A 25536-nucleotide genomic window follows, 5' to 3' on the forward strand; every position below is an offset into this window, starting at 1 on the left:
GCGATGGTCGGACCGAACCTGCGCCGCGCGCTGCTGGCGCTGGGCCTGTGCTTGCTGGCCGCGACCGCGTTCGCGCAACAGCTAGTGCCGATCCCGCCGCTGGATTCGCCGGTGGTCGACACCACCGGCACCCTCGACGCCAGCGCGCGCGCGCAGCTGGATGCGCAGGCGCGCGCGCTGCAACAGCGCAAGGGCAGCCAGCTGCAGGTGCTGATGGTGGCGACGACGCGGCCCGAGGAGATCGAACAGTACGCCGTGCGCGCGTTCGAGCAGTTCAAGCTCGGCCGCAAGGGCGTCGACGACGGCGTGCTGGTGGTGGTGGCCAAGGACGACCGGCGCGTGCGCATCGAAGTCGGCTACGGCCTGGAAGGCGCGATCACCGACGCCCAATCCGGCCGCATCATCCAGGAATACCTCGGGCCCAAGTTCCGCACCGGCGACTACGCCGGCGGCCTGATCGACGCCACCGCGATGTTGGCGCGGCTGATCGACGGCGAACCGCTGCCCGAACCGATGGGCGCCGGCGGGCAGGGCGCCCAGGGAGGCGGCGACGGCGGCGGCAACTGGGTGATGGCGCTGGTGCTGGCGATGATCGGTTCGGCCCTGGTCCGCGGCGTGCTCGGCGGCGTGCCGGCGCTGTTGCGCGCGCTGGTCGGCGGCGCCGGCGCGGGCGCGGTCGCGTGGCTGCTGTCGATGTCGTGGGGGCTGGTCGCGCTGGCGGTGGCGGCGGGCTTCTTCTTTTCCCTGTTCGGGCGCGGCGGCGGGCACTACGTCAGCAGCGGCGGCTGGGGCGGGTACGGCGGCGGCTGGGGCGGCGGCGGTGGCGGTGGAGGCGGCGGCGGTGGAGGCGGCGGCGGTTGGTCCGGCGGCGGCGGTTCGAGCGGAGGCGGCGGCGCCTCGGGGAGTTGGTGATGCGCGCGCTCAGGCATCTGTTCGCGCCGTCGGCGCGCTGGCGTTTCCCGCCGGCCAGCCTGCGCCGCATCGCCGAGGCGATCGCCGCCGGCGAAGCGCACCATGCCGGCCAGCTGCGCTTCGCGGTGGAATCGCGGCTGGGCTGGCGCGACTTGCTGGCCGGGCGCGACGCGCGCCAGGCCGCGCGCGCCGCGTTCGCCCAGCTCGGGGTGTGGGACACCGTCGGCAACAACGGCGTGCTGTTGTATCTGCTGCTCGCCGATCACCGCATCGAGATCGTCGCCGACCGCGGCTACGCGCGCCGGATCGGCGACGAGCGCTGGCAGGCGGTGTGCGACGGCATCCAGCGCGCGCTGGCGGCCGGCGAGGCCGAGGCGGCGGTGCTCGGCGGCATCGCCGCGTTGAACGAGGTCATGGCCCAGGCCTTCCCGCGCAGCGGCGCGGGCGCCGGCAACGAACTGGCGGACGCGCCGGTACTGCTGTAACGCGGCGCGGTCCGCGGCGGGCGCCGGTCGGCGCGCGCCCGGCGGCCTCTAGCAGGCGCTGCCCGAACGCCGCCCGAACGCGACGCGGCCCGCGCTCCAGCGGCCGCAGCCCGCACCCTGCGCGCGGGCGCGCTGGGGCACAATAGGTCGGTCTCCCGCTCCGTCGAGCGTCTTTCCGAGCCCGTCCCGCCGCATGATCATCCTGCACCAGATCGATCCGATCGCGATCTCCCTCGGCCCGCTGCAAGTCCACTGGTACGGAATCATGTATCTGCTGGGCTTCGTCACCGCGTGGTGGCTGGGGCGGCAACGGGTCCGCGCCGGGCGCTTGCCCGGGGTCGGCGAGCAGGCCTACGGCGACCTGCTGTTCTACGCCATGCTCGGCGTGGTCCTCGGCGGCCGCATCGGCTACGTGTTGTTCTACGGCTTCGCCGACCTGATGCGCGATCCGCTGATGCTGCTGCGCATCTGGGAAGGCGGCATGAGCTTCCACGGCGGCCTGCTCGGCGTGGTCGCGGCGATGTGGTGGTGGTCGCGCAGCCATCGCACCCATTTCTTCGACACCGCCGACTTCATCGCCCCGCTGGTGCCGCCGGGGCTGGGCTTCGGCCGGCTCGGCAACTACATCGGCGGCGAGTTGTGGGGCAAGTTCACCGACGGCGGCTGGGGCGTGGTGTTCCCGCGCGCGCCGGAGTTCGCCAACTGGAGCGCGCAGCAGCTGCAGACCCAGTTCGCCGCCGGCGCGCTGGAGCGCTACGCGCGCCATCCCTCGCAGCTGTACCAGGCGGCGCTGGAGGGGCTGACCATGTTCGCGCTGCTGTGGTGGTTCTCGCGCAAGCCGCGTCCGCGCTATGCGGTCTCGGGCCTGTTCGCGCTGCTGTACGGCGCGTTCCGCTTCCTGGTCGAATTCGTGCGCGTGCCCGACCAACAGCTCGGCGACCACGGCTATCTCGCCTTCGGCTGGTTGACGATGGGCCAGGTGCTGAGCGTGCCGCTGATCGTGCTCGGCCTGTTCTGGCTGTGGCTGTCGACCCGTTCGCCGACCCTGCAACCGCAACCGCCGGCGGCCGAGCCGGCCAAGGGCTGAGCCGTGCGCCAATACCTCGACCTGCTGCGGCACGTACTCGAACACGGCGCGGAGAAGTCCGACCGCACCGGCACCGGCACGCGCAGCGTGTTCGGCTGGCAGATGCGCTTCGACTTGAACCAGGGCTTCCCGCTGGTGACCACCAAGAAACTGCACCTGCGCTCGATCGTGCACGAGCTGCTGTGGTTCCTGCAGGGCGCGACCAACATCGCCTACCTGAAGGACAACAAGGTCAGCATCTGGGACGAATGGGCCGATGCCGACGGCGAGCTCGGCCCGGTCTACGGCAAGCAGTGGCGGAGCTGGAGCGACGGCGCCGGCGGCGAGATCGACCAGATCCGCTGGGTGGTCGAGGAGATCAAGCGCAATCCCGATTCGCGCCGGCTGATGGTCAGCGCCTGGAACGTCGCCGACCTGCCGAAGATGGCGCTGATGCCGTGCCACGCGCTGTTCCAGTTCTATGTGGTCGACGGCAAGCTCAGCTGCCAGTTGTACCAGCGCAGCGGCGACATCTTCCTCGGCGTGCCGTTCAACATCGCCAGCTACGCGCTGCTGACCCACATGGTCGCGCAGGTGTGCGGGCTGGGCGTCGGCGATTTCGTCCACACGCTCGGCGATGCGCACCTGTATTCGAACCACTTCGAGCAAGCGCGCGAACAGCTCGCGCGCGAGCCGCGCGCGCTGCCGCGGCTGAAGCTCGATCCGACGGTGACCGACCTGTTCGCGTTCGGCTACGACGACATCGCCATCGAAGGTTACGATCCGGCGCCGGCGATCAAGGCGCCGGTCGCGGTCTGAGCGCGGCGATGGCGCGCGTCGGCCCGCAGCTGGCGGCGTGGCTGCTGTTGTCGCTGGGCCTGGTCGCCTGCGCGCGCCCGGCCGCGCCGGCCGCGAAGGACGAACGCCCCGCGCCCGCGGCCGCAACCGTTTCGCCGCGGCCGCCTGATCCGCCCATGGCGCCGCCCCCCGTGCCCGAACCGGGCGTGCGCGCCGAGCCCGAAGCCGTCGGCTCCCTGCCCGACGGCAGCGCGACCGACGCGGTGCGCGGGCTCTACGACCTGCACATGCAGCTGCGGGCCAGCGGCCTGCCGGTCGGCGAGGACCTCGCGCGCTACCGGCCCTATTTGTCGCGGCATTTGCTGGCGTTGATGGCGCCGGCCGCGCGCGAGCGCGACCGGATGATCGCCGAGCAGCCCGGGCTCAAGCCGCCCTACCTCGAAGGCGACATGTTCACCGGCCTGGACGAGGGCGCGACCGGCTACCGGGTCGGCGCGCGCACTGCGCTGGGACCGGGCCGCGAAAGCGTCGAACTCGAATTCGTCTACGACCGTTCCGAGCCGCCGCTGCGCTGGCGCGGCCGCGCGCTGATGCTGCGCGAGGACGACCGCTGGAAGCTCGACGACGTCGAGTACGGCGACTTCGACGCCGGCACGACCGGCGAATTCGTGCGCAGCGGACGCTTGGCGGATTGGTTCGAATGAGCGTCCGTCCGCCGCTGCCGCGGCGGCGCGCACCGCGCGCCTGCGCGCGCCGTAACGCAAGCTGCTGCAACGCCAGCTGCCGCAAAGCAAGGAGTTCCGCATGACCCTCCAGCTCAGCCTGATCGCCGCGCTCGACCGCAACCACGCCATCGGCCGCGACAACGCGCTGCCCTGGCGCCTGTCCGACGACCTCAAGCGGTTCAAGGCGCTGACCCTGGGCAAGCCGTTGCTGATGGGCCGCAAGACCGCGCAATCGCTCGGCCGCGCGCTGCCGGGCCGGCGCAACCTGGTGCTGACCCGGTCCGGCGAAGTGCCGTTCGCCGGCATGGAAGCGGTGGGTTCGACCGAACAGGCGCTGGAACTCGCCGCGGCCGACGGCGCCGCCGAGCTGTGCGTGATCGGCGGCGGCGAGGTCTACGCGCTGTGCCTGCCGTCCGCGACGCGGTTGTATCTCACCCGGGTCGACACCGAAGTCGCCGGCGCGGATGCGTTCTTCCCGCGCCTGGACCCGGCCGAGTGGCGCGAGACCGCGCGCGATCGCCATCGCGCGGACGAGCGCAACGAATTCGATTTCGAGTACGTGGATTACGTCCGCCTGGGCATGGATTGACCCGCGCGGCGCCGGCCTCGCTCAGGGCCGGGCGCCGGGTTCTTCGCGGGCCGGTGCGGGCGCGCCGTCCGCATCGTCGTCCGCGTTCAACGGCAGCAGGAAGCGGTGCTGCGTCGCGCCTGCGTCCGTGCCTACGTCCGCGGCGGCGGACCAATCGGCGAACGCAGACAGCGGCGGCTGCGCCTTGCGGGCCGCATCGCCGAAGCGGGCATAGGCCGCGGCATCGCCGAGCAGCGAGCCGATGCACAGGTGCGGGCCGCATTCGAACCGCTCGATCTCAAGTTCGAGCCGGGACGCGGCGATGGTCCGTTGCAACAGCGAACGGTAGCGCGCCGTGCGCTCGCGCGCCTCGGCGCTGGCGGCGCTTCGCGCGCGCAGCTCGGCCAGCATCGTGTCGAAGGCGCGCCCGACGATGCGGTCGCTGGCGCTCGGGCCGGTCGCGGTCGCGGCAGCAGCGGCGGTGTCCGCGGCGGCCGCGGCGCGTTGCGCGGTCGCCCGCGCGGCGGCGTCGGCCTCGATCTGCGACTGGCGCAGGTTGCTGCGCACGATGTCGGTCAACACCAGCGCCGCGACGACCGCGGCGCCCATCAGCAGGATCGGGCCGGGCCTGCGCCGGCGGTATTCGCGCGCATCGATCTCGGCCGCGAGCCGGCGATTGGGGCCGCCCTGGCCCGGCGCGGGCGTCTCGGGCGAGTTCATCGGCTGGCGACCGCCGGCGGCAGCTGCGGGCGATAACGGCCGGTGACGGCATAGGCGAACAGCACGTCTTCCTCCTGCGTGCCGCGCGCGATGTTGTGCAGGATCAGCGGCCGGCGGCGGTCCCAGGAGCGGCGGTCGGAGACGATGCCGATGTGGGTCTGGCCGCGGCCGAGGTCCCAGGTCACCACGTCGCCGGCGCGGTAGTCGGCGGCGTCGGCGCTGACCGGCAGCGACCAGCCCTGGCGTTCGAACCAGCGGCGCAGGTTCGGCACGCGGCGGTGGTCGATGCTGCGGTCGGTCGCGCTCGCCCGCCACAGCGACGGGTAGGCGGCGAAGTTCGCGCGCATGTCCTCGTGCACGCGCTGCTGCAGGTCCAGGCCCTGCACGCGCAGGGCGCGGATCACCACGTCGGTGCAGACGCCGCGGTCGGGCGCGACGTCGCCGCCGGGGTAGCCGAGCCGCACGTAGGCCGGGTCGTACAGGCGCACCACGCCGACTTGCGCGCGCGCGGCGGCGACCAACGGCGGCGACGGCTTCGCGGGTTCGGCGGCGGCAGGCGGCGTGGCGTCGGCGGGCGAGCGTTCGGCCGGCGGCGAGGCGGGTTGCGAGCAGCCGGCGGCGAGGGCGGCGATGAGCAGCGTCGCGACGGCGCCGCGCCACGGCGCGGATGCGCCGCCGGCGCGCGCACGCGCCGCCGATGCGAACGGCCGCGTCGCGGCCTCCATCGACGCCGCGCGCGCCGGCTCGGGCGCGCTGGCGCGACCGGGCCCCGCGACGAGCGCGGGCCGTGGCGATTGCTGCGTTCGCGGCCGTCCGTGGCGCATGCGCGTCTCCGTCAGCCCGGCTGGCGCGGCGGCCGCGGCCGCGGCGGATTCGCCGGCACGTCGCGGCCGGGCACCTGCACCAGCCGCAGTTCGTCGGTGTCCAACTGCAGCGCGGTGAGCTTGCCGCCCCAGACCGCGCCGGTGTCGATGGCGTGCACGCCGTGGCCGATGAACAAGCCCAGCGTCGACCAATGCCCGCACACGATCTTCAGGTCGCGCTCGGCCCGGCCCGGCACTTCGTACCAGGGATACAGCCCCACCGGCTGGGTGCCCGGCGCGCCCTTGTCCTCGAACGCGATGCGGCCGCGCGGGGTGCAATAGCGCAGGCGGGTGAAGATATTGATGATCGCGCGGTGGCGGTCGATGCCGGCCAGCTTGGGATTCCAGGCCGGGCGGTCGCCGTACATGTTCTTGAGCAGGCGCCGGTACTGGTCGCCGTGCAGCCGTTCCTCGACCTCGCGCGCGTGGCGCTCGGCCATCGAGGTGGTCCACTTCGGCGCCATGCCGGCGTGCACCATCATCCAGCCGAGCGCGCGGTCGGCGTGCACGAGTTTCTGCATGCGCAGCCAGTCCAGCAGCGCTTCGCCGTCGTCGGCCAGGACGATGCGCTGCAGGTCGGGGTTGACCTTGCGCTTCTCTTCCTCGGTGCGCTGGCCGATCGCCAGCAGCGACAGGTCGTGGTTGCCGAGCACCACGGTGCTGTGCTCGCGCAGCGAGTGCACCAGCCGCAGGGTTTCCAGGGATTGGCCGCCGCGGTTGACCAGGTCGCCGCAGAACCAGAGTTTGTCCTGCGCCGGGTCGAACTTCAGCCGTTCCAGCAGCCGCTGGGTGGCGTCGTAACAGCCTTGCAGGTCGCCGATTGCCCAAACGCTCATGTGCCGTCCGCGCTCAGTGCAGGGTACGCGGGATGGTCAGGGTGAACGTCGGCACCGGCGCGTCGAAGCGGGTGCCGTCGTCGGCGACCATCGCGTACGTGCCTTCCATCGTCCCCAGACTGGTCTCCAGCACCGCGCCGGAGGTGTATTCGAAGTCGTCGCCCGGACGCAGCCACGGCTGCTCGCCGACCACGCCGTCGCCGCGCACTTCCTGCACCTTGCCGTTCGCGTCGGTGATCACCCAATGGCGCGAGATGAGGCGTGCGGGCACGGTGCCGGCGTTGCGGATGTGGATGGTGTAGGCGAACACGTAGCGATCCTGCTCCGGAGCGGATTGGTCGTCCAGGTAGCGGGTCGCCACGTCGATGTCGAAGACGTATTCGGTGGGGCGGTTCATGGCGGCAGTTTAAGCAAAGCGGGGATGAAGCGGGAATGAGCCGTCGCGGCGGCGCGCGATGGCGCGGACGGACGAAAAAACGCGGCCGCGGCGGCGCCGCGCGGGCAGGCGCCGCCGGGCCGCGGCGATGGCGGTCCGCTAGCTCGCGGAGGGATCGGGCAGGACCTTGTCGTGGGCGCGCAGCCAATTGGCCAGGCGCACGAACTGCGCCACTTCCAGTTGCTCGGCGCGCGCGTCGGGACGCACGCCGGCGGCCTCGATCGAGGCGCCGTCGCAGACCAGCGAGAGCGCGTTGCGCAGGGTCTTGCGGCGCTGGCCGAAGGCGTCGCGGACCAGGCGCGCGAACAGGGCGTGGTCGTCGATGCCGATCCGGTCCGGCGCCAGCGGAATCATCCGCACCACCGCCGAATCGACCTTCGGCGGCGGCCGGAACGCGGCTGGCGGCACGTCGAACAGCGCGATCACCTGGCAATAGGCCTGCAGCATCACGCTGAGGCGGCCGTAGACCTTGCTGCCGGGTGCGGCGGCCATGCGGTCGACGACTTCCTTCTGCAGCATGAAATGCATGTCGCGGATCGCCGCGGCGTGCTCCAGGGCATGGAACAGGATCGGCGAGGACAGGTTGTAGGGCAGGTTGCCGACCAGCCGGATCGGGCCGCCGTTGTGCGCCAGCGCGCTGAAATCGACGGTGAGCACGTCGCGATGGATCACTTCCAGCGTGCCGTGCGCGCGTGCGGTCTCGGTGAGCGGGAAGATCAGGTCGCGGTCGAACTCGATCACGGTCAGTTCGCCGTGGCGGTCCAGCAGCGGGAAGGTGATCGCGCCCTGGCCGGGGCCGATCTCGACCAGGCGGTCGCCGGGTTTGGGGTCCACTGCGTGCACGATCATCGCGATGACGTTGGCGTCGTGCAGGAAGTGCTGGCCCAGATGCTTTTTCGCCTCGGGCTTGAAGCCCTTGGCGTGGGTCTTGGCGGTGCCGGTCATGGCGAGCCTCCGGGCGGGTTGCGGTCGCTGCGGGTCGAGCGGATGTGGGCGATGCGCGCGCAGGCGTCGGCCGCGGCGATCAGGCTGGACGGATCGGCCAGGCCGCGCCCGGCCAGGTCGAGCGCGGTGCCGTGGTCGACGGCGACGCGCGGGTAGGGCAGGCCCAGGGTCAGGTTCACCGCGCGCTCGAAGCCGCTGTACTTGAGCACCGGCAGGCCCTGGTCGTGGTACATGGCGACCACGGCGTCGAAACCCTGCAGCTTGGCCGGCAGGAACGCGGTGTCGGCGGGCAGCGGGCCGATCAGGTCCAGGCCTTCGCCGCGCAGCGCGGCCAGGACCGGTTCGATCACTTCGATCTCCTCGCGCCCCAGGTGCCCGGCTTCGCCGGCGTGCGGGTTGAGGCCGAGCACGGCGATGCGCGGGCGCGCCAGGCCGAAGTCGCCGCGCAGGGCGGCATCGACGATGCGCAGGGTGCGCGCCAGCGGCTCCGGCGCGATCGCGTCGGCGACGTCGCGCAGCGGCAGGTGGGTGGTGGCCAGGCCGACCCGGACGATGTCGTTGGCGAGCATCATCACCACCTCGCAGCCGGCCTGTTGCGCCAGCAGCTCGGTGGTGCCGGTGTAGGCGATGCCGCCCTCGTTGATGACCGCCTTGTGCACCGGGCCGGTGATCACCCCGTCCAGGCGCCCGTCCAGGCAGGCCTGGGCGGCGTCGCGCAGGGCCTGGATCACCGCCGCGGCGTTGCCCGGCTCGGGCGTGCCGAAGGCCGGCGGTACGGGATTGGGGATCTCGACCACGGCCACTTCGCCCGGCGCCCGCGAGGGGCGGTCCGGCGGCAGCAGGGTCAGCGGCAAGGCGAGCGCGTCGGCCGCGGCGCGCAGGCTGCGCGGGTCGGCGTAGCAGATCAGATCGTAGTCGCGCGGCCGTTGCAGCAGCCGCACGCACAGCTCCGGCCCGACGCCGGCCGGCTCGCCCGGCACCAGCGCGAGCCGGGGCGGGGTCACGTCAGCCGCCCTTGGTGGGCAGCGTGGTCTCGGTACCCGGTTGGTTGCCTTCCGAGCCCTTGCCCATGCGGAAGTCGACGTAGGCTTCGCTGCGCTTCTCGCGCAGGAAGCGGTTCCATTCCTCTTCCAGCTTGCGCCGGCCGATGGTCTCCTGGACCTGCGCGCGCTTGCTCTGGTTGGACACGTCGCTCTCACGCGTGCCCAGGCGCTGGACCACGTGGTAGCCGGCGGTGGTGTGGATCGGCTGCGAGACTTCGTTGTCGGCCAGGGCCGCGACCGCGCCGCCGAACTCGGGACCGAATTCGTCGCGCATGAACCAGCCCAGGTCGCCGCCCTTGGACTGGGTGCCGAGGTCTTCGCTGCTTTCCTTGACCACGTCCTCGAACTTGGCCCCGCCGGCGATGCGCGCGCGCAGGGTCTCGGCCTTGGCCTTGGCCTGGGCTTCGGTGGTCTGGTCGTTGACGCGCACCAGGATGTGGCGGGCGTGGTACTGGGTGACCATCTGCGGGCCGGACTGCGAGGCGTCGCGCACTTCGACCAGCTTGAGCAGCTGGAAGCCGCTCGGCCCGCGCAGCGGCGCGGTGACCTGGCCGGCCTTCATCGCCTTCATCATGTCGGCGAACGCGGCCGGGATCTCGTCCACGCTGCGCCAGCCCAGGTCGCCGCCTTCCAGCGCGTTGGGGCTGTCGGAATAGCGCACGGCGGCGGCGTTGAAGTCCATCTCGCCCTTGTCGATCAGCGCCTTGACGCCGTCGACCTTCTTCTGCGCGGTGGCGATCTGCTCGGCGGTGGCGCCTTCGGGCAGGGCGATCAGGATGTGGGCCAGGTGGTACTGGGTGCCGGTGTTGGCCTGCGCGGCCAGGGCGGCGTCGATTTCTGCGTCGCTGACCGAGACCCGGGTCTGGGCGAAGCGCTGGCGCAGGCGCTGGACCAGCAGCTCGTCGCGGATCGAATTGCGGAAGTCGGCGTAGGAGCTGCCGTCGCGGGCCAGCTGCTGGCGCAGCTGGTCGACGCTGAGGCGGTTGGACTGGGCGATGCCGGCGATGGCCTGCTCGATCTCCTGGTCGGTTACGCGCACGCCGGTGCCCTGGGCCTGGGCGACCTGCAGCTTGAGCAGGATCAGGCGCTCGAGCACCTGCCGTTCGAGCACGTCGCGCGGCGGCAATTGCTCGCTGCGGCCGGCGTACTGGCCGAGGATGTTGGCGACCGCGCGATCGAGCTCGGTCTTGAGGATGACGTCCTCGTCCACGACCGCGGCGATGCGGTCGATCGGCTGCAGCTCCTGGGCCTGGGCGACGCCGATCAGCAGGCCGGTGGCCAGGACGCCAGCGGTCAGGGCGCGGGCAAAACGATTGTTCATAGGGTCGGGTCGAGGATGGCCTCGTCGCCGCCCGGACCGCGGTTTTCGCGGCTGATCGAGGGGGACGGAGGCGTCAAATAGAGGTCGTCGCGGTTGTAGCCGAGAATAGCACGGCGCAATACCCGCTCCGTGTTCTGGCCCGCCGAGCCTAGGCCCTTGAGTTCGAACTCCACCTGAAACGAGCTGTTCAGGTCTTCGGAGCGGTTGCGCTGGTAGCGACGGGCGATCGCGCGCACCGCCAGGCAGCAGCTTTCCCACTGCACGCCGGCGATCTGCTCGAGCGGACGGCTGTCCTTGATCGAGTAGTAATAGCGGCCGACCACGCTCCAGTTGTCGTTGATCGGATACAGGAACGACACGTCGGCCTGTTCGTACTGATCGGCGATGTCGCTCGGCGAGCCCGGCGGCGCGGCGAGGTTGCGGCGGTAGCGGTAGGCGAAGTTGACCACGCCGCTGTTGCGGAACAGGTAGCGCGCGCGCAGGGTCGCGACGTCCTCGCTGCGCAGGCGCGGGTCCCACTGGTAGGTGGCGTTGATGGTCCAGCGGTCGGTCGGCGAGACGCTGACGTCGGCGACCCACGCCGACTTGCCCTGCTTGATCGGCGTTTCGGCGCCGGCGACCACGCGGATGTCGTCGAAGTACTGGATCTGGCCGATGCTCGCGGCCAGCCGTTCGCGGCCGTCCTCGGAGTTGATCAGGCGGGTGGTCAGCGCGGTGGTCAGCTGGTTGGCGTCGGTCTGGCGGTCGGCGCCGGAGTAGCGGTTGTCGCGGAACAGCGCGCCCCAGCTGAACGACATCGGGTTGGTGTCGAACAGCGGGATCGCGTCCTGGTCGCGGTACGGCGCGCGCAGGTAGAACACGCGCGGCTCCAGCGTGTGCACGTAGTTGTCGCCGCGGATCACCGTCTCGCGGTCGAAGTACAGGCCGGCGTCGATCGAGGTGATCGGCAGGCTGCGGGTCGGCGACTTGTCGTAGAAGCTGCGCACCAGCTCCGGCGTCTTGACCGTGCCGGGGTTGTTGGCGATGAAGCTGTTGGCGCGGGCGTCGGCGATCTGCGCGGCCATCTCGCCGTCGAGCTCGTAGGCGGTGTAGCGCCAGGCCAGCTTGGGCCGGATGAACCAGGCCGCGCCTTCCAGCGGGAAGCTGATGTACGGCTTGACGTCGAAGCGGCTGCCGCCGGGGATGCTCTGGCGCCGGCTCTCCGGAATCCCGGGGGTGGGGTCGTTGGCGACGAACTTGAGGTCGGCGTGCTGGAAGCGCACCGCCTCGGTGTCCACGCCGGTTTCCAGCCACGGCTGCACCGGCTGCGCCCAGTGGAAGGTCGCGCGCGGCAGGCGGTCGAAGGCCAGCGAGTTCTCGCGCAGGGTGAAGTCGGCGAGCTGGTTGTGGTCGGCGATGATGCTCGCGTCCCAGTAGCGGCCGCGGCCGTACAGGCCGACTTCGCTGCGCAGCGAGATCGTCGACTGGCTGTACAGGCTGTTGCTGAAGTCCTGCAGGTAGTACTTGTCGCTGACCCAGGCCAGGTTGGCGCCGGCGTACCAGGTGCCGTCGAAGCGGTGCACGCCCTTGAACGCGAACTCGCCGCGGTTGTCGCGCGGCATGTCGTCCTTGGGGATGGTCGGCAACGGGTCGCCGGTGCGGATGTAGTAGGTGTAGCGGTCCGGATCCTTGCGCGAGAGATCGTCGCGCGGCATCCAGTTGACGTAGGTCTCGCCCGAGCCGTTTTCGTACAGCCAGCGGAACTCCACGCCCAGGCTCGCGCCGCGCCGGCTCATGTAGCGCGGGAACAGGGTCGCGTCGTAGTTCGGCGCCAGGTTGAGGTAGATCGGCTGGCGCCAGTCGAAGCCGTTCTTGCCGGACATGCCGATGTTCGGATACAGCAGGCCGGTGCGGCGGCGGTCGTCGACCGGGAACATGAACCACGGCACGTACAGCACCGGGATCTTGCCGATGCGCAGGGTGGCGTTGCGCGCCACGCCCATGCCTTCCTCGGTGTCGATGTCGATGCGGTGGGCGCGCAGTTCCCAGGCGCGCTGGTTCGGCGCGCAGGTGGAATAGGTCGAGCTCAGCAGCGAGCCCTTGGCGCCGTTGAGTTCGATCCGCTCGGCGCCGCCGTTGCCGCGGCGCGAGGTCAGCTGGTACTCGACGTCGTCGATCTGGTGCTTGTCGGCGTTCTGGTCGCCCTCGGCGTGCTCGGCGACCAGGCGCATGCTCGAGTCCTGGTAGCGGACGTGGCCCTCGGCCGTGTACTTGCCGCTTTCCTGGTTGTAGCTGAGCTTGTCGGTGCCGAGGAACTGGTCGCCGCGGCTGAGCCGGACGTTGTCCTGGACGACGATGTTCTGCTCGTCGCCGGCGCGCTCCAGGGTGCCGCCGTCGATCGCGGTCGGCTGGCTGGCGCGCTGGTCGGCGGTGCCGGTCGGGGCGGGGGCGTCGTTGAAGGACGGGACCGCATCGATCAGCGGGCACAGTCCCCAGTTCTCGTTGTCGTCCGCCGCGTACGCGGGCAGGGCGATGGCGATGCAGAGCGACAACGGGAGCAGGCGGAGGGGTTTGCGCACGCGAGCATCCGGCAGACGGGGAAAAACGGCGGTTAGATTGCCCCATCCCTTGCAAGCGGGCAACGCGAACGCCATCTGGGAGTCATCGGCGTTCATCTTGCAAGTTTCGCCGGACCGGCCGGGATTCCCCGCCGATCGCGCCGGCAACGCGGCGCCGTCCACCCAGGAGGAGATCATGAGCCAGCACCCCGTCCCCGGCCCCGCCGTCCCGGTCGAGAAGACCGAAGCTGAATGGCGCGAGCAACTGTCGCCGGAGCAGTACGCGATCTGCCGCTGCTCGGCCACCGAGCGGGCGTTCACCGGCCGCTTCTGGAACCACAAGGACGCCGGCACCTACACCTGCGTGGCCTGCGGCGAGCCGCTGTTCGGCTCGGACACCAAGTACGACTCGGGCAGCGGCTGGCCGAGCTACTACCAGCCGATCCGGCCCGAAGCGGTCAGCGAGCATGCCGACGAGAGTCACGGAATGCGCCGGATCGAAGTCAAATGTGCGCGTTGCCAGTCGCACCTGGGGCACGTATTTCCGGACGGCCCGCGCCCGACCGGGTTGCGTTATTGCATCAATTCGGCGTCGCTGGACTTCGAAGCCAAGCCCGAAGCCTGATCGAGCCAGCCGAAGCCCCCTGTAGCAGCGGCGCAAGCCGCGACCGCGGGGTGGCTGGTCGCGCCGCAAGCCGAGTTATCGCGGCCGCGACCCGCGCCGCCCTCACCGGGGCGCGCCGCTCAGGCCAGCATCGCGCCGACGTGGGCGACCGCGCTTTCGCGCAGCGCGGCCAGGTCGTAGCCGCCTTCCAGCATCGACACCACCCGCCCGGCCGCATGCCGCTCGGCGATGGCGACCAGTTCCGCGGTGAGCCAGGCGAAGTCCTCGCCGTCGAGTTCGATCTGCGCCAGCGGGTCGCGCTTGTGCGCGTCGAACCCGGCCGAGATCAGCACCAGCTGCGGACGGAAGCCGTCGACGATCGGCAGCAGGCGCTCGCGCCAGACCCGGCGGAAGCCGTCGCTGCCGGTGCCCGCCGGCAGCGGCGCGTTGACGATGTTGCCGATGCCGCGCTCGTGCGCGTAGCCGGTGTCGGGATACAGCGGCAACTGGTGCGAGCTGACGTACAGCACCCGCGGATCGCTGTCGAAGATCGCCTGGGTGCCGTTGCCGTGGTGGACGTCGAAGTCGATCACCGCGACCCGCGCCAGCCCGTGCTTGTCGCAGGCGTGGGCGGCGGCGACGGCGATGTTGTTGAACAGACAAAAGCCCATCGCCGCATGCACGGTGGCGTGGTGGCCGGGCGGACGCACCGCGCAGAACGCACGGCGGTCCTCGCCCTTGAGCACGCTATCGACCGCGGCCACGCCGGCGCCGGCGGCGCGCAGCGCGGCTTCGGCCGAGCCCGGCGCGAGCACGGTGTCGGGATCGAGCTGGACCGGGCCGTCGACCGGCGTGTCGAGCACCAGCGCCAGCAGTTCGTCGGAATGCGCGCGCAGCAACTGGCCGCGGCTCGCCGCCGGCGCCTCGCACCAGTGCAGGCGCTCGGCGAAGGCTTCGCGCAGGGATTCGGTCACCGCCACCAGACGCAGCGGCCGCTCGGCGTGACCCGGACCCGGGTCGTGGCGCGTGCAGGCCGGATGCGTATAGACGCGCACGGTGCGGTCAGGCCTTGCGGCGCTCGTGGTTCCAGGTGACCTCGCCGTGGCCGCCGGCGCGCGCCAGCACGCGCGCGATCACGAACAGCAGGTCGGACAGGCGGTTGAGATAACGCACGGCCTCGGGGCGGATGTCCTCGACCCGCGCCAGCGCCACGGCCTCGCGCTCGGCGCGGCGGACCACGGTGCGGGCGATGTGGCAGCGCGCCGCGGCCTCGCCGCCGGCCGGGAGGATGAATTCCTTGAGCGGCGGCAGGTGCTCGTTGTGCGCGTCGAGCCAGTGTTCGAGCCGGTCGATGTCGGCGGCGAAGATCGCCGCGTGGCCCGGGATGCACAGCTCGGCGCCGAGGTCGAACATCTGGTGCTGGATCGACACCAGTTGCTCGCGCACTTCGTCCGGCAGTTCGGCGGCGAGGATCAGGCCGATGGTCGAATTGGCTTCGTCGACCGTGCCGTAGGCGCCGACGCGGGCGGAGTCCTTGCCGGTGCGGCTGCCGTCGCCGAGGCCGGTGGAGCCGTCGTCGCCGGTGCGGGTGTAGATCTTGGAGAGGCGGTTGCCCATCGGGTCGGTCGGTCCGGCGCGCGGCCGATCAGCGCTTGCGCGCGTCGTCGGATTGCGCCGGCAGCGCGGTCTTGCTGGCCGACGCCGCGATCGCCTGGACCACCGCGGCGATGCCGACGTAGGTCGCGGTGGTGCGCAGGTACGGCAGCAGCCATTCGAAGTAATTGGCGGCCCAGCCGGCGACGCTCTTGTTCTGCACCGAATCGGAGATCCAGTAGAAGCTGCCCTGGCTCAGCAGCTGGCACACCGCGACCGAGGCCAGCAGCGCGATCGCGGCGGTGGCGAGCGTGCTCCAGCTGCGCTTGTAGTTGCGCGCGACGAACAGGCCGCCGGCCCACATCGCGAAGTACGCCGGGACCAGGAACCAGTACGCGGCCGAGACGCAGTAGTGGTCCCAGAAGCTGATGCCCATGCGGCTGATCACCGCGTAATCGATCAGCACCGCCAGCGCCATCAGCGCCGGGAACGCCCAGCGGGTCCAGTTGCGCAGGTAGAAGCCGCCGATGAAGAACACCGCCCACGACGCGTCGGGGATCGGCGTCCAGTGATTGACGCGGGTGGCGACCATCAACACGGCCAGCAGGGCGAGGATCAGGCTGTTGCGGGTGTTCGGCTTCATGGATCGGGCTCCGGACGCGGCGGCGTCGATGCGGCCATTCTAAAGAAGCTGGGGGCGAATGTGCCGACTGGGTCGGGGCTTGGGGCTAAGTGATTGATTCCGGTGGGCTGGTCGGAAAGCGCCGGGCCAGAAGGCCCTCCCACAAGCGCCTTACAGGCTGGCGCTGGGCACCGTGCCGTCGCCCGAAGCCCGGGCTGTGGTGGGAGGGCCTTCAGGCCGCCCAATGCTTTTGTGCCCGATCGCGGCGCTGCGACATCCGCGAACACCCGCTTAGCGACCGCGCCAGTATCATGAACCCCATGACTTCCGACGCCACGCCGCATTCTTCCGCCGGCGCGCCCGACCCCGCCATTCACGCCAGCCACGATGTCCTGATCGTCGGCGGCGGCCTGGTCGGCGCCAGTCTCGCCATCGCCCTGGACCGCATCGGCCTCGACGTGGGCCTGGTCGAGGCCGCCCCGCCCGGCGCGCTGCCGGCGGTGTTCGACGAACGCAACCTCAGCTTCGCCGAAGCCACCCTCAACGCCCTCGACGCGCTCGGCGTGCTGGCCCGGCTGCGCGCGCCGACCGGGCCGATCCGGCGCATCCACATCAGCCGCCGCGGCGATTTCGGCCGCACCGTGCTCGAAGCGCAACGCTACGGCCGCGAGGAGTTCGGCCGGGTGGTGGTGGCGCGCGACTTCGGCGAAGCGCTGGAAGCGCGCCTGGCCGAACTGCCGCGGCTGCTGCGCTACCGGCCGGTGCGCTTCGTCGGCCTGGCCGACGGCGGCGAAGGCTGGCGAGCGGTGCGGCTGGCCGACGGGGCGGGGGAGCGGACCGTGCGCGCGCGCCTGCTGGTCGCCGCCGACGGCACCCGCAGCGGCGTGCGCGAGGCGCTGGGGATCGGCACCGAGGAACACGACTACGGCCAGACCTTGTTCGTCGCGCGCCTGCGCGGCGAGCGCGCGCCCGACGGCACCGCCTACGAGCGCCTCGGCCGCGATGGCCCGACCGCGCTGCTGCCGCGCGGCGACCGCCATTACGGCCTGATCCACGGCGTCGCCAGCGTCGATGCCGACGCGGTCGCCGGGCTCGACGAAGCCGGTTTCCTGGCGCGCGTGCAGGACGCGTTCGGCTGGCGCGCCGGGCGCTTGCTCAGTTGCGGCGCGCGCAGCCTGTATCCGGCGATCCGGGTGCTGGCGCAGCGCACCGTCGCGGCGCGCGCGGTGCTGGTCGGCAACGCCGCCCAGACCATCCACCCGATCGGCGCGCAGGGCTTCAACCTGGGCCTGCGCGATGCGATGACCCTGGCCGAACTGATCGAAGACCGGCGCCGCGCCGGCGACGGCGATTGCGGCAGCGACGCGCTGCTGGCGCGTTATCTGGAACGTCGGCGCGAGGACCGCGAACGCACCGTCGGTTTCTCCGACGGGCTGGCGCGGCTCAGCGCCAACGACACCGAGCTGATGCGGCCGCTGCGCAGCCTCGGCCTGTTCGCGTTCGACCGCCTGGCCAGCGCGCAGTCGTTCCTGGTCGGCGGCGCGATGGGCTACCGCGGCGACGTGCCGGCGCTGTGCCGCAACGACCGCGCCGCCGCGGTTTCCGGTGGCGAACGCGGAGGCCGCGCATGAGCCGGCGCGAGATTCTGGACGTGGCGGTGGTCGGCGCCGGTGTGGTCGGCGCGGCCGCGGCGCTGGCGTTCGCCCACGACGGTTTCGACGTCGCCCTGGTCGAAGCGCGCGAACCCGCGCCGTGGTCGCCGCTGCGGCCGGACCTGCGCGTGTACGCGTTCGCGCCCGACAACGCCGCGCTGCTGCAGGACCTCGGCGTGTGGAGCGCGGTGCGCGACGCGCGCGCGCAGCCGTATCGCGCGATGCGGGTGTGGGACGCGGCCGGCGGCGGCGAGATCGCCTTCGACGCCGACGCGTTCGGCCGCCGCGAACTGGGCTGGATCGTCGAGAACGGCCTGCTGGTCGACCGGCTGTGGGCGGCGCTGCCGCAGGCCGGCGTGCAACTGCATTGCCCCGAATACGTCGAGGCGCTGGAGCGCGATGGCAGCGACAGCGTCGGCGTGGCCCTGGCCGGCGGCCAGCGCCTGCGCGCGCGGCTGGTGGTCGCCGCCGACGGCGCCGAATCGAAGCTGCGCCGGCTGGCCGGAATCGAGGCGCCCGCGCACGATTACGGCCAGCGCGGTCTGGTCGCCTACATCGACAGCGAACGCAGCCACGAGGCGACCTGCTGGCAGCGCTTCCTGCCGGGCGGGCCGGTCGCGTTCCTGCCGACGCAGGGCGACGACGGCGCGCGCGACCGGCGCAGTTCCATCGTCTGGACTCTGCCCGACGCCGAAGCCGAGCGGCTGTTGGCGGCGGACGACGCCGCGTTCCTGGGCGAACTCGAACGCGCCTTCGCCGGCCGCCTGGGCGCGCTGACGAAAGTGTCGGCGCGCGCCGCGTTCCCGCTGCGCCGGCAACTGGCGCAGCGCTACGTGTCCGGGCGGGTGGCGGTGATCGGCGATGCCGCCCACGTCGTGCATCCGCTGGCGGGGCAGGGCGTCAACCTCGGCCTGCGCGATGTCGCCGGGCTGCGCGCGAGCCTGCGGCAGGCGCGCCGCCACGGCGCCGATCCGGGCTCGCCGCACCGGCTGGCGCGTTGGGCGCGCGAGCGGCGCAGCGAGAACGCGCTGGCGGCCTACGGCTTCGACGGCTTGAACAAGCTGTTCTCCAACGACGACCTCGTCGCCACCCTGGCGCGCGGGCCGCTGCTGGGGCTGGCCGGCAAGCTGCCGCCGCTGGCGCATTTCTTCTGGCGCCGCGCGGCGGGGGTATGAGTGGGTTGGCGGCGGTGAAGTCAAAGTCAAAATGGATTCCGGCTTTCGCCGGAACGACGGCTGGGAAGTTGCGCGCCCGACGTGGAATGAAACGACTCCCTCCTGCCGTCGTTCCGGCGAAAGCCGGAATCCATTTTGATTTTGCGCCCGCTGGCCCCTGGAGACGCCGCACGAAGCGCTGCGCAGCGCTCGCCTGCGCGCTGTGGCCTGCGTTGTCGCTGGCCACGACCCAATGCCCGCCGGAATACGGCGAGAAATCGCTCGCGTTCTGGGCGCTCGGCTGGACCGTGTTGTGCCTGTTCGCGCTGCTCGGTCTGGCCTTGCCCGTCGTCGCCGTGCGCAGCACGCTCGGCCGCGGCGGCTGGCTGCGCGCGGCCTGGATACTGCTCGCCTGTCTGGCGATGCTGGGCTGCTGGATCGCCGGATTGTCGATCTTCGGCGTGTACTTCGTGATGGTGTGCTGACGCGCGCTCAGTCTTCGTGGAACTGCTGGCGCGGATTGCTCAACAGGTACGCCGACACCGCCACCCCGACCAGCGCCACCGCCATCACGTAGTAGGCCGGCGCCATGCCGCCGAAATGCGGCGCGAGGTAACCGCCGATCAGCGGCGGCGTGGCCGCGCCGAACACCGCGTAGGCGACGTTGTAGGAAAACGACAGCCCCGAGAACCGCACCGGCGCCGGGAACGCGGCCACCATCACCGCCGGGATCACCCCGACCACGCCGACGAACACCCCGGCCAGCGCGTACAGCAGCAGGAAGTTGTGCGCCCCGTGGTTGAGGTCGTAGTACAGCGCGAAGCTGCTGACCAGCACGCCGAGCGAACCGATCAACAGCGCGCGGCCGCGGCCGATGCGGTCGACCAGCCAGCCGCCGCCGATCGCGCTCAAGGTCAGGAAGAACGCCGCCAGGCTGTTGCCGACGAAGGCGCGCGAGGCTTCCATCTTGAACGCCTGCTGCGCGATGGTCGGGGTCATCAAAATGATCACCACGATCGCCGCGGTCAGCAGCCAGGTCACCAGCATCGACAGCACGACGCCGGCGCGGTGCTCGCGCAGCACCTGCTTGAGCGGCAGTTCGCGCACCAACTGGCGGCTCTCGCGCATCGCGGTGAACACCGGCGTCTCGCTGAGCCAGCGGCGCAGGTACACGGCGAGGAAGCCGAACACGCCGCCGAGCACGAACGGCGCGCGCCAGCCCCAGTCCAGCACCTGGGCCGGCGCCAGCCAGGTGTTGACCGCGGTGGAGACCAGCGAGCCGATCAGAATGCCGGCGGTGAGCCCGGCCGACAGCGAGGCGCAGGCGAAGCCGACCCGGCCGCGCGGCGCGTGTTCGGCGACGAAGGTCCACGCGCCGGGCACTTCGCCGCCGATGGCGATGCCCTGGACGATGCGCAGCGCCAGCAACAGCAGCGGCGCGGCGATGCCGATCTGCGCGTAGGTCGGCAGCAGGCCGATGAACAGCGTCGGCAGCGCCATCAGGAACACGCTCAGGGTGAACATGCGCTTGCGCCCGGAGCGGTCGCCGAAGTGGGCCATGATCACCCCGCCGATCGGCCGCACCAGATAACCGGCGGCGAAGATGCCGTAGACCTGCAGCGTGCCCAGCCACTCGGGCGTGCCGACCGGGAAGAACAGCTTGCGCAGCGTCTCGGTCAGGAAGACGAAGATCACGAAATCGTAGAACTCCAGCGCGCCGCCCAACGCCGACAGCAGCAGCGTGCGGGTGTCCTTGCGGCTCAGCGGTGGGGCGCCGGCGGGCGCGGCGGCGACGGCGTCGGAATGCATCGGCGGCGGCGGATTCATGGACTGCGGCGGACTCGGACGGGACTGGCATCGCACTATGCCGCAACTGCGCGCGGGCACAACCGGGGCGCGGCGGAACACAGCCTAAAGTAGTAGTGCGGGTTTCGCCGCGGCGGTGCTAGAAACCCTGCAGCAGTTCTGCAGGATCGGTTCGCATGTCGGGTTTTCAGCTGTTTTCCGGTGATTTTTCGCGTCGTTCGTTCACGTATCGAGTGTGTGTTTTGTCCACATCGATCGTCGCGGCGCTGGCCTGCGCACTGGCCGTCGCGCCCGCACGGGCTGCCGATTTCGAGTTGGCCGACGGCCGCATCCAGGGGCAATGGAACACCCGCATCGTCGCCGGCACCGCCGTGCGCGCGGGCAAGGCGCAGCCGCACTTGCTCGGCAAGGGCTATGCGTCCGACGGCCGGCCCAAGGGCGGCACCGGCGCCGACACCGCCGACGACGGCAATCTCAATTTCGACCGTGGCGACGCGTTTTCCAGCCTGTTCAAGATCGTGCAGTCGGTGGACCTGAAGTACCGCGAGGTCGGCCTCAACCTCAGCGCGCGCACCTGGTACGACGCGACCCTGGATCGTAGCGAGGTGCGCCAGGGCAACGTGCCCAACGGCTTCGATCCCTCCGCGCCGCTCAGCGACGCCGGATTCTCGCGTTCGAACCGGTTCTCCGGGTTCCTGTGGCTCAACGCGTATGCGTACGGACACTTCAAGCTCGACGACGACAGCGCGCTGGACTTGCGCGTCGGCAAGCAGGCGGTGAAGTGGGGCGGCGGCGTGTTCTTCAGCGGCGTCAACCAGATCAATCCGGTCGACTACACCAGCTTGCGCCGGCCGGGCACCGACGCCGCCAGCGAAGCGCAGATCCCGGTGGAGATGCTGTGGGCGAAATGGACGCTGGACCCGAAGCTGAGCCTGGAAGGCTTCTGGCAATGGAACTGGCGGCCGTCGGAGTACGACCCCTGCGGCACCTTCTTCTCCGGCAGCGACTTGGGCATCGAGCGCGGCTGCGCCGGCATCCAGTCCAACGCCTATTACCCGCTCAACACCGCGTCGGCGGGCGCGGGGCCGTGGCTCAGCGACGGCTTCATGCAATCGATGGGCGCGATCTTGCCGCGCGATCGCGACCGTTACGGCAGCGACCGCGGCCAGTACGGGCTGTCGCTGCGCTATCGCGACGAGGCCAGCGGCCGCGGTTGGGGCGCCTACTACCTGCGGATCAACTCGCGCGCGCCGTACCTGGACGCGACCGTCATCGACCCGGCGCGCACCGATCCGACCCTGGCGCCGCGCCTGATCGCGGCCGGCGTGCCCGAGACTTACGCGCAGTTGTCGGCGCGCCTGTCGACGATCCGCGAGATCTGGGAATACCCCGACGACATCCGCATCCTCGGCCTGAGCGCGCAGGCCCGTTGGCGCGGCTGGCAGCTCGGCGCCGAGCTTTCGCACACGCGCGGCCAACCGGTGCAACTCAACACCGCCGACATGTTCCGCGCGCTGACCAGCAACGGCGGGCCGATCGGCGCGCGCAACGCGGCGTTGGCGCCGGGCGCGGTGTTGCGCGGCTACGACCGGGTCGACAAAGACCAAGCGATGTTGAACGTCCAGCGCAGCTTCGCCGGTATGTTCGGCGCGAAGCAGGCGACGCTGGCGGGCGAGGCCATGTACAGCCGCGCGGACTTGCCGGGACTGGACCAGGCGCGCTACGGCCGCGGCTTCCATTGGGGCTTCTCGCCGCAGGGCTACGGCGGCGCGTGCCCGCCGATCCAGAATCCGCGCGGCTGCCTCGACAAGGGCTTCTACACGCGCAATGCCTGGGGCTACCGCTTGCGCGCGCAGCTCGATTACGCGGTCGGCGCGGATTGGACGGTGTCGCCGATGATGAGCTTCGGCCACGATGTGCGCGGATTCGCGATCGACAATCAGTTGGTCGAGGACCGGCGACAGCTGACGCTCGGCGTGACGGCGAAGTACGGGCAGCGCTACTTCGCGAGTTTCGGTTACACGGATTACGCGGGCAGCGCGCATTACGATCCGTTGGCGGATCACGATTATGCGAGCGTGGCGGTGGGGGCGATGTTTTGAGCGTGGTGCGCTGAGGCGATGCGGGTTTTGCGGTGTGGGGGCGTGTGGCTTCGTTGGTCCACGGCAGCCTGGATTTGATGGGCGCGAGTACATCGATGCGTTGCGCTTTTTACCGTCATTCTCGCGAAAGCGGGAATCCAGGGGTTCTCGTGCGGGAAGGTCCGAAGTCCTGAACTCCCGCTGCCGCAAAGCCGGCGATGCGACGGTTGCGAGGTGGTTGTGTTGTCGCGGTCGCGGCTTGCGCCGCTCCTACAGGCAGCGGCCGGGGCTGCGCTGGCGCTTGTGTATTTTTTGCCGTCATTCCCGCGAAAGCGGGAATCCAGGGCTTCTCGTGCGGGAACGTTCGAAGCCCTGGATCCCCGCCTTGTCGGCGCACGGCGGTAGTTGCGGCGTAGTTCTGTTGCGTGGTCGCGGCTTGCGCCGCTCCTACAGGGACGGGCCGCGGCGGTCGCGGGGAATCAACGGCGCCAGGCGTTGACTTCGTCGACGCTGATGCGGCCGTCGGCGTTGACGTCCACGGCCAGGAAGTTCGCGCTCAGCGCGCCGTGGGCGCGCGATTCTTCACGGTTGATCGCGTCGTCGCCGTCGAGGTCGAGCGCGGCGAAGTCGACGCTGCGGCCGTCGCTGGGCGGGGCGACGACGCGGTCGGGCAGGCGGTTGGCTTCGGCGGTGGCCGCGGCCGCGGCGCGGGCGACGCTGCCGGCATCGGCGGCGACGGCGTTGGCGGTGCGCGCCTGGTTCATGGCCGCGCGCGCCTGCACCGCGGCGCCGGCCGGGTTGCTGCCGGAGACCGCCGCGGCCTGCGCCGAACGCGCTTCGTCGGCGGCGCGGATCGCCTGCTGGGCGGCGCTGCGGGCATCGGCGGCGGCGCGCTCGGCCTGTTGCGTGGTGGCCTGTGCGGCGATCGCGCCGCGCGCGCTGGTCGCGCCTTGCTCGCGGGTCTGCACCGCGGCTTCCGCGGCCAACTCGGCGCTGGCGGCGCTGTCGCGCGCCTGCATCGCGCTGCCGGCGGCGACGTCGGCCTTCTCGACCGCATCGTGCTTGGACTGCACCTTGCCCGGCACCTGCGCGTTGGCGGCGCCGAGGGCGAAGGTCGCGGTCAGGGCCAGGGCGAGCAGGGTCTGTCGCTGGATCGCGTGCTGTCGCATGGGAAGGCCTCGCGTTTGTGGGGACGGGGCGACGCTAAACCCGGCGCGATCAAACCCGCGTTAATCGGCGCAACCGGCGATGAACGCAACGCCGCGCGCGCATGCGTGCGAGCGTCCGTAGCGCGCGCATCCGCACGCAAACGCCGGCTCGGCGGGCGCGCGCCGGCGTTGCGGCGGCGCTCAGCAATGTCGCGGCGGCATGAACGTCGCGGCGTGTGGCACGGTCGCCGACCGGCGCGCCGGACACCGTTCCGCGACGACGGCGCGGGATCGCGATTGTTTCTGCAGCGACGGACCGCGCGCTCAGCGCGGCGCGGCGAATACGGTGATTTCTTCGCGGTCGTGATAGAGCTGGCGCGCGCGCACGATCATCGGCCGGTGGGTCTGGTATTCGAACGCTTCCAGGCACACGCGGGTTTCTTCCCAGCGCTTCTTCATCGGCAGCTTGAGGTTGAAGATCGCCTGCCGGCACCAGTTTTCGCGGAACCACGTGGCCATGCGCTCGGCCACCCGCGCCGGCGACTCGACCATGTCGCAGACCATCCAGTCGAGCGTGCGCTTGGGTTGCCAGGTGAAGCCGTCGGCGCGCAGGTGGTCGATCCGGCCGCTGTCGAGCAGCGCCTGGCGCAGCGGGCCGTTGTCGACCGAGGTGACCTTCATGCCGTTGCGCATCAGCACCCAGGTCCAGCCGCCCGGCGCGGCGCCGAGGTCGGCGGCCTGCATGTTGTCGCGCACGCGGCGCTCGCGTTCGTCCGGGGTCAGCAGGGTCAGCAGCGCTTCCTCGAGCTTGAGCGCGGAGCGGCTGGGCGCGTCGGGATGCATCTTCAGCCGCGGGATGCCGAGCGGCCACGGCGCGCCGTCGTCGGGATCGGCCTGCGCCAACACGGCGTGGTCGCCGGCGAGGAAGACCACGTGCAGGCGCGGCTTGCGCGGGTCGTCGTGCTTGCTCAGCCAGCCGGCCTTGCGCAGCGCCGGGCGCAGCGCGTTGCCGAAGCTGCGGGCGAGGCCGGCCAGCGGTTTGCCCTCGTCGGAATCGGGGTGCTCGACCCACAGTTCGCCGAACGCGACCGGCTCGCCGTAAGCGTCGAGCGCGGCGAGGATCGGGGCGATGCGGTCGCTCGGGTCGAGCCCGTTCAGATCGGCCAGCCGCACCAGCTTCTGCCGGGCGAAGATCAGCGCCGACCACGGCAGCGCGCGCGAGGCGGCGGCCGCGTCCTCGACGATGAATTCGACGTAGCCGCTGTTGCGCTGGGTACGCGCGTAGCCGGGATGGCCGGCGTTGGCGGCGCGCTCGCTCAGTTCGGCGGCGAGCTCGGGCTCGAACCCGGCGCGGCACAGGCAGAACAGGGCGGAATCGGTCATGGGGCGCGGCTCGGGGGCGGGTGGGGGAAGTGAAGCACAGGCGGCGGCCGTCGGGTGGACAGCGCTAGGGGCGGTTGGAGGCGATGCGCTCGACGCCGTCGTTCCGGTCTTTTCGACACCGGCGTTCCGGGTTTTTTCGGCTCGGTCTTTTCGACACCGTCATTCCGGCGAAAGCCGGAACCCATTTTGCCGTTGCTTTGGCTTTCGATTGGGACCGCAAGAGCAAAATCAAAATGGG

At 71.2% G+C, this 25536-nt stretch carries 26 protein-coding genes; 11 read left to right on the plus strand and 15 right to left on the minus strand.

The features are described from left to right. Positions 1-18: 18 nt before the first annotated feature. From JHW41_RS06320 to JHW41_RS06345, 6 genes are all read left to right on the plus strand, one after another. Complete coding sequence (locus tag JHW41_RS06320) at positions 19-912, plus strand: TPM domain-containing protein (protein WP_428995516.1); 894 nt, start codon at positions 19-21, stop codon at positions 910-912. Further along, a complete protein-coding gene (locus JHW41_RS06325) occupies positions 912-1397 on the plus strand; it encodes a TPM domain-containing protein (RefSeq protein WP_250449377.1) in 486 nt (161 codons plus the stop codon). Before JHW41_RS06320 ends, JHW41_RS06325 begins: the two co-directional genes overlap by 1 nt. A 193-nt stretch (positions 1398-1590) precedes the next feature. Next, complete coding sequence (lgt, locus tag JHW41_RS06330) at positions 1591-2484, plus strand: prolipoprotein diacylglyceryl transferase (RefSeq protein ID WP_057948648.1); 894 nt, start codon at positions 1591-1593, stop codon at positions 2482-2484. 3 nt (positions 2485-2487) lie between these two features. Beyond that, positions 2488-3282 (plus strand): thymidylate synthase, encoded by a 795-nt coding sequence (locus tag JHW41_RS06335; RefSeq protein WP_250449378.1) that lies wholly within the window; start codon positions 2488-2490, stop codon positions 3280-3282. Between the two features lie 155 nt (positions 3283-3437). Continuing rightward, positions 3438-3965 (plus strand): hypothetical protein, encoded by a 528-nt coding sequence (locus tag JHW41_RS06340; protein ID WP_250449379.1) that lies wholly within the window; start codon positions 3438-3440, stop codon positions 3963-3965. A gap of 100 nt (positions 3966-4065) precedes the next feature. Further along, on the plus strand, positions 4066-4575 hold the full coding sequence (locus JHW41_RS06345; protein WP_250449380.1) for a dihydrofolate reductase: 510 nt from the start codon (positions 4066-4068) through the stop codon (positions 4573-4575). A gap of 21 nt (positions 4576-4596) precedes the next feature. Here JHW41_RS06345 and JHW41_RS06350 read toward each other — a convergent pair whose 3' ends face one another. The 8 genes from JHW41_RS06350 to lptD all read right to left on the minus strand — a co-directional run bounded on the left by JHW41_RS06350 (position 4597) and on the right by lptD (position 13276). After that, a complete protein-coding gene (locus JHW41_RS06350) occupies positions 4597-5274 on the minus strand; it encodes a hypothetical protein (protein ID WP_250449381.1) in 678 nt (225 codons plus the stop codon). After that, positions 5271-5999 (minus strand): DUF1287 domain-containing protein, encoded by a 729-nt coding sequence (locus tag JHW41_RS06355; RefSeq protein WP_250449382.1) that lies wholly within the window; start codon positions 5997-5999, stop codon positions 5271-5273. The genes JHW41_RS06350 and JHW41_RS06355 overlap by 4 nt, the downstream gene beginning before the upstream one ends. A gap of 110 nt (positions 6000-6109) precedes the next feature. Further along, positions 6110-6973, minus strand: coding sequence for a symmetrical bis(5'-nucleosyl)-tetraphosphatase (locus JHW41_RS06360; RefSeq protein ID WP_082644607.1), 864 nt, complete (start codon positions 6971-6973; stop codon positions 6110-6112). Positions 6974-6986: 13 nt separating this feature from the next. Then, positions 6987-7370: a Co2+/Mg2+ efflux protein ApaG gene (gene apaG / locus JHW41_RS06365; RefSeq protein ID WP_057948643.1), complete on the minus strand. Its 384-nt coding sequence runs from the start codon at positions 7368-7370 to the stop codon at positions 6987-6989. Between the two features lie 138 nt (positions 7371-7508). After that, positions 7509-8354: a 16S rRNA (adenine(1518)-N(6)/adenine(1519)-N(6))-dimethyltransferase RsmA gene (gene rsmA / locus JHW41_RS06370; protein WP_057948642.1), complete on the minus strand. Its 846-nt coding sequence runs from the start codon at positions 8352-8354 to the stop codon at positions 7509-7511. Then, complete coding sequence (gene pdxA, locus JHW41_RS06375) at positions 8351-9358, minus strand: 4-hydroxythreonine-4-phosphate dehydrogenase PdxA (RefSeq protein ID WP_250449383.1); 1008 nt, start codon at positions 9356-9358, stop codon at positions 8351-8353. Before pdxA ends, rsmA begins: the two co-directional genes overlap by 4 nt. A gap of 1 nt (position 9359) precedes the next feature. Next, positions 9360-10718 (minus strand): peptidylprolyl isomerase, encoded by a 1359-nt coding sequence (locus tag JHW41_RS06380; RefSeq protein WP_057948640.1) that lies wholly within the window; start codon positions 10716-10718, stop codon positions 9360-9362. Beyond that, positions 10715-13276: an LPS assembly protein LptD gene (gene lptD / locus JHW41_RS06385; protein WP_250449384.1), complete on the minus strand. Its 2562-nt coding sequence runs from the start codon at positions 13274-13276 to the stop codon at positions 10715-10717. Before lptD ends, JHW41_RS06380 begins: the two co-directional genes overlap by 4 nt. A 175-nt stretch (positions 13277-13451) precedes the next feature. On the opposite strand from lptD, the gene msrB reads away from it, so the two are divergent. Continuing rightward, entirely contained in the window at positions 13452-13880 is a 429-nt protein-coding gene (gene msrB, locus JHW41_RS06390) for a peptide-methionine (R)-S-oxide reductase MsrB (RefSeq protein WP_250449385.1), read from the plus strand. Between the two features lie 119 nt (positions 13881-13999). Here msrB and JHW41_RS06395 read toward each other — a convergent pair whose 3' ends face one another. The 4 genes from JHW41_RS06395 to JHW41_RS26525 all read right to left on the minus strand — a co-directional run bounded on the left by JHW41_RS06395 (position 14000) and on the right by JHW41_RS26525 (position 16335). Then, entirely contained in the window at positions 14000-14914 is a 915-nt protein-coding gene (locus tag JHW41_RS06395; RefSeq protein WP_057948638.1) for a histone deacetylase family protein, read from the minus strand. Positions 14915-14921: 7 nt separating this feature from the next. After that, a complete protein-coding gene (locus JHW41_RS06400; RefSeq protein WP_057948637.1) occupies positions 14922-15476 on the minus strand; it encodes a cob(I)yrinic acid a,c-diamide adenosyltransferase in 555 nt (184 codons plus the stop codon). Between the two features lie 28 nt (positions 15477-15504). Beyond that, positions 15505-16095, minus strand: a complete 591-nt coding sequence (locus JHW41_RS06405) for a hypothetical protein (protein ID WP_250449386.1) — start codon at positions 16093-16095, stop codon at positions 15505-15507. Positions 16096-16245: 150 nt separating this feature from the next. After that, the gene (locus JHW41_RS26525; RefSeq protein WP_428995517.1) at positions 16246-16335 is read right to left on the minus strand and encodes a hypothetical protein; all 90 of its coding nucleotides are present in this window, start codon (positions 16333-16335) and stop codon (positions 16246-16248) included. 110 nt (positions 16336-16445) lie between these two features. Between JHW41_RS26525 and ubiH the strand changes: the two genes are divergently transcribed. From ubiH to JHW41_RS06420, 3 genes are all read left to right on the plus strand, one after another. Further along, on the plus strand, positions 16446-17705 hold the full coding sequence (ubiH, locus tag JHW41_RS06410) for a 2-octaprenyl-6-methoxyphenyl hydroxylase (RefSeq protein WP_250450803.1): 1260 nt from the start codon (positions 16446-16448) through the stop codon (positions 17703-17705). Then, on the plus strand, positions 17702-18901 hold the full coding sequence (locus JHW41_RS06415) for an FAD-dependent oxidoreductase (RefSeq protein ID WP_250449387.1): 1200 nt from the start codon (positions 17702-17704) through the stop codon (positions 18899-18901). The genes ubiH and JHW41_RS06415 overlap by 4 nt, the downstream gene beginning before the upstream one ends. Before the next feature lie 86 nt (positions 18902-18987). Then, a complete protein-coding gene (locus tag JHW41_RS06420; protein ID WP_250449388.1) occupies positions 18988-19365 on the plus strand; it encodes a hypothetical protein in 378 nt (125 codons plus the stop codon). A gap of 7 nt (positions 19366-19372) precedes the next feature. Here the strand turns inward: JHW41_RS06420 and JHW41_RS06425 are convergent, their stop codons facing one another. Continuing rightward, positions 19373-20689 (minus strand): MFS transporter, encoded by a 1317-nt coding sequence (locus JHW41_RS06425; RefSeq protein ID WP_250449389.1) that lies wholly within the window; start codon positions 20687-20689, stop codon positions 19373-19375. A gap of 239 nt (positions 20690-20928) precedes the next feature. Between JHW41_RS06425 and JHW41_RS06430 the strand changes: the two genes are divergently transcribed. Further along, a complete protein-coding gene (locus JHW41_RS06430) occupies positions 20929-22788 on the plus strand; it encodes a DUF1302 domain-containing protein (protein ID WP_250449390.1) in 1860 nt (619 codons plus the stop codon). Between the two features lie 458 nt (positions 22789-23246). On the opposite strand, the gene JHW41_RS06435 is transcribed toward JHW41_RS06430, so the two are convergent. Both JHW41_RS06435 and rlmM read right to left on the minus strand, forming a co-directional pair. Continuing rightward, positions 23247-23936, minus strand: coding sequence for a hypothetical protein (locus tag JHW41_RS06435; protein ID WP_250449391.1), 690 nt, complete (start codon positions 23934-23936; stop codon positions 23247-23249). Positions 23937-24239: 303 nt separating this feature from the next. Further along, positions 24240-25298, minus strand: coding sequence for a 23S rRNA (cytidine(2498)-2'-O)-methyltransferase RlmM (gene rlmM / locus JHW41_RS06440; RefSeq protein WP_250449392.1), 1059 nt, complete (start codon positions 25296-25298; stop codon positions 24240-24242). Between the last annotated feature and the right edge of the window lie 238 nt (positions 25299-25536).

Source organism: Lysobacter enzymogenes (assembly GCF_023617245.1).
Taxonomy (GTDB): Bacteria; Pseudomonadota; Gammaproteobacteria; order Xanthomonadales; family Xanthomonadaceae; genus Lysobacter; species Lysobacter yananisis.

Excerpts from the sequence above, each read along its gene's own strand:
- JHW41_RS06400 (WP_057948637.1), bottom strand. The coding sequence starts at position 15,476 with ATGGGCAACCGCCTCTCCAAGATCTACACCCGCACCGGCGACGACGGC.
- JHW41_RS06420 (WP_250449388.1), top strand. The coding sequence starts at position 18,988 with ATGAAACGACTCCCTCCTGCCGTCGTTCCGGCGAAAGCCGGAATCCAT.
- msrB (WP_250449385.1), top strand. The coding sequence starts at position 13,452 with ATGAGCCAGCACCCCGTCCCCGGCCCCGCCGTCCCGGTCGAGAAGACC.
- JHW41_RS06425 (WP_250449389.1), bottom strand. The coding sequence starts at position 20,689 with ATGCATTCCGACGCCGTCGCCGCCGCGCCCGCCGGCGCCCCACCGCTG.
- JHW41_RS06340 (WP_250449379.1), top strand. The coding sequence starts at position 3,438 with ATGGCGCCGCCCCCCGTGCCCGAACCGGGCGTGCGCGCCGAGCCCGAA.
- JHW41_RS06435 (WP_250449391.1), bottom strand. The coding sequence starts at position 23,936 with ATGCGACAGCACGCGATCCAGCGACAGACCCTGCTCGCCCTGGCCCTG.
- JHW41_RS06415 (WP_250449387.1), top strand. The coding sequence starts at position 17,702 with ATGAGCCGGCGCGAGATTCTGGACGTGGCGGTGGTCGGCGCCGGTGTG.
- JHW41_RS06345 (WP_250449380.1), top strand. The coding sequence starts at position 4,066 with ATGACCCTCCAGCTCAGCCTGATCGCCGCGCTCGACCGCAACCACGCC.
- JHW41_RS06405 (WP_250449386.1), bottom strand. The coding sequence starts at position 16,095 with ATGAAGCCGAACACCCGCAACAGCCTGATCCTCGCCCTGCTGGCCGTG.
- apaG (WP_057948643.1), bottom strand. The coding sequence starts at position 7,370 with ATGAACCGCCCCACCGAATACGTCTTCGACATCGACGTGGCGACCCGC.
- rlmM (WP_250449392.1), bottom strand. The coding sequence starts at position 25,298 with ATGACCGATTCCGCCCTGTTCTGCCTGTGCCGCGCCGGGTTCGAGCCC.
- lgt (WP_057948648.1), top strand. The coding sequence starts at position 1,591 with ATGATCATCCTGCACCAGATCGATCCGATCGCGATCTCCCTCGGCCCG.
- JHW41_RS06355 (WP_250449382.1), bottom strand. The coding sequence starts at position 5,999 with ATGGAGGCCGCGACGCGGCCGTTCGCATCGGCGGCGCGTGCGCGCGCC.
- JHW41_RS06380 (WP_057948640.1), bottom strand. The coding sequence starts at position 10,718 with ATGAACAATCGTTTTGCCCGCGCCCTGACCGCTGGCGTCCTGGCCACC.
- rsmA (WP_057948642.1), bottom strand. The coding sequence starts at position 8,354 with ATGACCGGCACCGCCAAGACCCACGCCAAGGGCTTCAAGCCCGAGGCG.
- JHW41_RS06325 (WP_250449377.1), top strand. The coding sequence starts at position 912 with ATGCGCGCGCTCAGGCATCTGTTCGCGCCGTCGGCGCGCTGGCGTTTC.
- JHW41_RS06350 (WP_250449381.1), bottom strand. The coding sequence starts at position 5,274 with ATGAACTCGCCCGAGACGCCCGCGCCGGGCCAGGGCGGCCCCAATCGC.
- JHW41_RS06360 (WP_082644607.1), bottom strand. The coding sequence starts at position 6,973 with ATGAGCGTTTGGGCAATCGGCGACCTGCAAGGCTGTTACGACGCCACC.